2 protein-coding genes are annotated in these 1,179 nt (G+C 41.2%); one reads left to right on the top strand and one right to left on the bottom strand.

Features of this window, described 5'->3' with window-relative positions:
• The coding region (locus AC1DWN_RS34085; RefSeq protein WP_477563238.1) for a helix-turn-helix domain-containing protein at positions 1–195 on the top strand (195 nt) is incomplete at its 5' end.
• 92 nt (positions 196–287) lie between these two features.
• Here AC1DWN_RS34085 and AC1DWN_RS34090 read toward each other — a convergent pair.
• The coding region (locus tag AC1DWN_RS34090) for an alkaline phosphatase family protein (RefSeq protein WP_477563239.1) at positions 288–1,179 on the bottom strand (892 nt) is incomplete at its 5' end.

The raw sequence follows: 1,179 nt of genomic DNA on the forward strand, positions 1-1,179 counted from the left end.
ATCACCTTCGTCGAGAGGCTTCGCGTAAAGGAAGCTTGCCGGCAGCTTACGGAAACCCAAGATTCTGTAACAGACATTACGCATCAGCTTGGCTATCAATCGAGTCAGCATTTTGCTACTGTGTTTAAACGTTTCATAGGCGTTACGCCAACCCAGTGGCGCAAAGCGCGCGGAAGTGGAAAGCAAAAAGTATAATCCTATTGCTTTCACAAGAAAAGGCAGCCAATCCCGGTAATTCCTGCCGAGATTAGGCTGCCTTTTGAATCGAACAAAGAAATCATTAATAGCTACTTGGATAGAAGCTTAAGCAGATAAGATTTTAGATCGATGATCCGCAAATATTGCGGCTTTTGATCAGTTCCACTAACAATAAGGGGAACTAGTGATTCCGCTTGACCTAGAGATCCGTGGCCTCCGCCGCCTTTATGCGTCGGAGAGCTGCTGGCTGCCAATTCATAGCCCGGCTTTGCAGTGACAACTAAAAAATCACCGTCGTGAGAATGTAGTGCTCCGAACAACCGTTGCAATGCATCAGGATACCGACCATAAGTCAATGTATGTTTCGCAGCATTTATTTTCAAGTCCAATACCTCTGCATCTTGTTCGATCGTCCATTTTTGTTGATATGGATCAATAAACTTTCCATTGGCTTTAAATCTGAGCACCTTGGAAGTTTTCCCTTGAATTGCGTAAATCCACTCCTTTTCTTTCCATGAAATGAAATCGATACGAGGATCGGCTTTTAATAAATTGGCAATGTCTGATAGTGGTTTATCCGCTTTAAGATTATAGATATAAGCCATGGTTTCATTGACTGCGAGTACGATTTGCGTTTCATCCGTTACTGTTTCGCCTTGACGCAACATTTGATAGTCGCTGAAAAAGGAAGGCAAATCGATTTTCGGATTATTTTGTTCAGAAAATATTTGGGTCATCCCACTATCTCCAACTACAATAAAAATCGCCTTGTTTAATGCTTCCTCTCTCGAACCAAAGCTCTGTAATATAGATTGAAGCTGTCCATCTACTTTCTTGACTCCATCTAGCTCCTTAGGGCCTTTCTTATGAATTTTTTGATCGAGGTCAGGTAGGTAAACATATAAAAAATCGGGTAATTTATTTGCCTTTATTAAATAATTAGTGGTTTCAACAGAAAAACGATTGTTTAAACCCATGCGA

It is taken from the genome of Paenibacillus sp. P4_A7, from assembly GCF_056402455.1.